Raw genomic sequence first — 2,782 nt, 5'->3', positions numbered from 1 at the left:
GGTGGTTTGTTGGCCCGGGCGCCCCCCCCCCCCCCTCTGCCCTCTTCTAATTTTTTTTTTTTTTTTGGGGGGGGGCGGGGCGCCCCCCCCCGCCCCTCCAGGAATTGTTTATGAACCAGCGACCGGGCAATCAATTGTTCGATGCCTATTTCACTGCCCGCGATATGCGCGACGTGTTCTGCGATCAGGGCCGGGTCCAGGCCATGCTCGATTTCGAAGCGGCACTGGCCCGGGCCGAAGCGCGGGTCGGGTTGATTCCGTCGAGTGCTGTTGCGCCGATTGAAGCGGCTTGCAGCGCCGGACTTTACGATTTTGCGGCGTTGGGCGAGGCGATTGCCACGGCGGGTAACTCGGCGATTCCGTTGGTCAAGGCGCTGGGCAAGCAGATCGCGGCCACCGATGCCGAAGCCGAACGTTATGTGCATCTGGGCGCGACCAGTCAGGATGTGATGGACAGCGGCCTGGTGTTGCAACTGCGCCGTGCACTGGAACTGATCGAAAGCGATCTGGCGCAACTGGGCCAGACCCTTGCGACGCAGGCCCAACGCTATGCGGCCACGCCGCTGGCCGGGCGCACCTGGTTGCAACACGCAACGCCCGTTACCCTCGGCATGAAGATCGCCGGCTGGCTGGGGGCGGTGACGCGCAGTCGCCAACGCCTGGCGGAACTCAAGCCACGACTGCTGGTACTGCAATTCGGTGGTGCATCCGGGACCCTGGCGGCCCTTGGTGAACAGGCCATGCCGATTGCCCGGGCGCTGGCCGAAGAGCTGCAACTGACCTTGCCCGATCAGCCATGGCACACCCAGCGTGACCGCGTGGTGGAGTTTGGGGCGGCACTCGGACTGATCGCCGGCAGTCTCGGCAAACTCGGTCGCGACATCAGCCTGCTGATGCAAACCGAGGCCGCCGAAGTGTTCGAACCCTCGGCACCGGGCAAGGGCGGTTCCTCGACCATGCCGCACAAACGCAATCCGGTGGGCGCGGCGGTGCTGATCGGCGCGGCGACTCGCGTACCCGGTTTGCTTTCGACGCTGTTCAGCGCCATGCCCCAGGAACACGAGCGCAGCCTCGGCCTGTGGCATGCCGAGTGGGAAACCCTCCCGGAAATCTGCTGCCTGGTGTCGGGCAGCCTGCAGCAGGCGTTGTTGATCGCTCAAGGCCTGGAAGTGGATGCCGGGCGCATGGCTCGCAACCTCGACCTGACCCAGGGGCTGGTACTCGCCGAAGCAGTGAGTATCGTCCTGGCGCAACGGGTTGGGCGCGACACCGCACACCATCTGCTGGAGCAATGCTGCAAACGCGCCGTGGCCGAACAACGTCACCTGCGTGCGGTACTCGGCGACGAGCCGCAAGTAACCGCCGAACTGTCGGCGAAAGAACTCGATCATCTGCTGGACCCCGCCCATTACCTCGGTCAGGCCAAAACCTGGGTCGAGCGGGCGGTGGCTGAACATTCTGCATTGACTGCCTGAAGGAGACTGCTGTGGCTTTTGTACAACTCGCCGAGGGCGAACTGCATTATCAAATTGAAGGACCGGTCGATGCGCCGGTGCTGGTGCTGTCCAACTCCCTGGGCACGGACCTGCACATGTGGGATGCGCAAATTGCAGCGTTCACCGAGCATTTTCGCGTGCTGCGTTTCGACACCCGTGGTCACGGCAAATCCTTGGTGACACCTGGGCCATACAGCATCGAGCAACTGGGCCGCGACGTGCTGGCGTTGCTGGATGCCTTGCACATTGAGCGCGCGCATTTCTGCGGTCTGTCCATGGGCGGGCTGATCGGCCAGTGGCTGGGGATCAATGCCGGCGAGCGCCTGAACAAGCTGGTGGTGTGCAACACCGCAGCGAAAATCGGCGATCCATCGGTATGGAACCCGCGTATCGAAATGGTGCTGCGTGACGGTCAGGCGGCCATGGTCGCCCTGCGCGATGCGTCGATTGCCCGCTGGTTCACCCCGGACTTCTCGGCAGCCAACCCGGCGGCGGCCAAGCAGATTACCGACATGTTGGCGGCGACTTCGCCTGAAGGTTATGCGGCCAATTGCGCAGCTGTGCGCGATGCCGATTTCCGCGATCAGTTGTCCTCGATCAAGGCGCCGCTGCTGGTGATCGCCGGCACTCAGGATGCGGTCACGCCGCCGTCGGGTGGGCGTTTCATTCAGGAGCACGTGCCGGGCGCCGAGTACGCCGAGTTCTATGCCGCGCACCTGTCCAACGTGCAGGCCGGCGCTGATTTCAGCGAACGCGTTCTGGCCTTTTTGAAGGCTCGTTGAGGGAAATTCCGTGGACGAGAAACAACGTTACGACGAAGGCATGAAAGTCCGTCGCGCGGTACTGGGCGACGCTCATGTCGACCGCAGCCTGACCACCCTGACCGAGTTCAACTCGGAGTTTCAGGAGATGATCACCCGCCACGCCTGGGGCGACATCTGGACCCGCGAGGGCCTGCCGCGCCACACCCGCAGCCTGATCACCATCGCCATGCTGATCGGCATGAACCGCGAGGGTGAACTCAAACTGCACCTGCGCGCTGCCGCAAACAACGGTGTCAGCCGTGGAGAGATCAAGGAAGTGATCATGCAGAGTGCGATCTATTGCGGGATTCCGGCAGCCAATGCGACGTTCCACCTGGCCGAGTCGGTGTGGGATGAGTTGGGGGTTGAGTCGCGGGAGTGATTCGCGCGCAGATTTCAAATACACCGAAGAACCAGTGTGGGAGCGGGCTTGCTCGCGAAGGCGGTCTGTCAGTCGAAGTTTTTGTTGGCTGACAGACCGCC

The 2,782-nt window shown here is 63.1% G+C and carries 3 protein-coding genes; all 3 read left to right on the top strand.

Annotation, left to right across the window (positions count from 1 at the left end):
• Positions 1-110 precede the first annotated feature (110 nt).
• From ACCD00_RS30440 to pcaC, 3 genes are read left to right on the top strand one after another with little or no spacing between them, the layout of a single operon-like run.
• On the top strand, positions 111-1,475 hold the full coding sequence (locus ACCD00_RS30440) for a 3-carboxy-cis,cis-muconate cycloisomerase (protein WP_413428898.1): 1,365 nt from the start codon (positions 111-113) through the stop codon (positions 1,473-1,475).
• An 11-nt stretch (positions 1,476-1,486) separates the two neighbouring features.
• The gene (gene pcaD / locus ACCD00_RS30435; protein WP_413428897.1) at positions 1,487-2,278 is read left to right on the top strand and encodes a 3-oxoadipate enol-lactonase; all 792 of its coding nucleotides are present in this window, start codon (positions 1,487-1,489) and stop codon (positions 2,276-2,278) included.
• 10 nt (positions 2,279-2,288) lie between these two features.
• Positions 2,289-2,681 carry a 4-carboxymuconolactone decarboxylase gene (gene pcaC, locus ACCD00_RS30430; protein WP_008016493.1) on the top strand — a complete coding sequence of 131 codons (393 nt, stop codon included), beginning with the start codon at positions 2,289-2,291 and terminating at the stop codon, positions 2,679-2,681.
• The last annotated feature ends 101 nt before the right edge of the window (positions 2,682-2,782 follow it).

The organism is Pseudomonas sp. Pseusp3 (assembly GCF_047304225.1).
Taxonomy (GTDB): Bacteria; Pseudomonadota; Gammaproteobacteria; order Pseudomonadales; family Pseudomonadaceae; genus Aquipseudomonas; species Aquipseudomonas fluorescens_CD.
This window is presented reverse-complemented; position numbering and strand designations above follow the sequence as displayed.

Excerpts from the sequence above, each read along its gene's own strand:
- ACCD00_RS30440 (WP_413428898.1), top strand. The coding sequence starts at position 111 with ATGAACCAGCGACCGGGCAATCAATTGTTCGATGCCTATTTCACTGCC.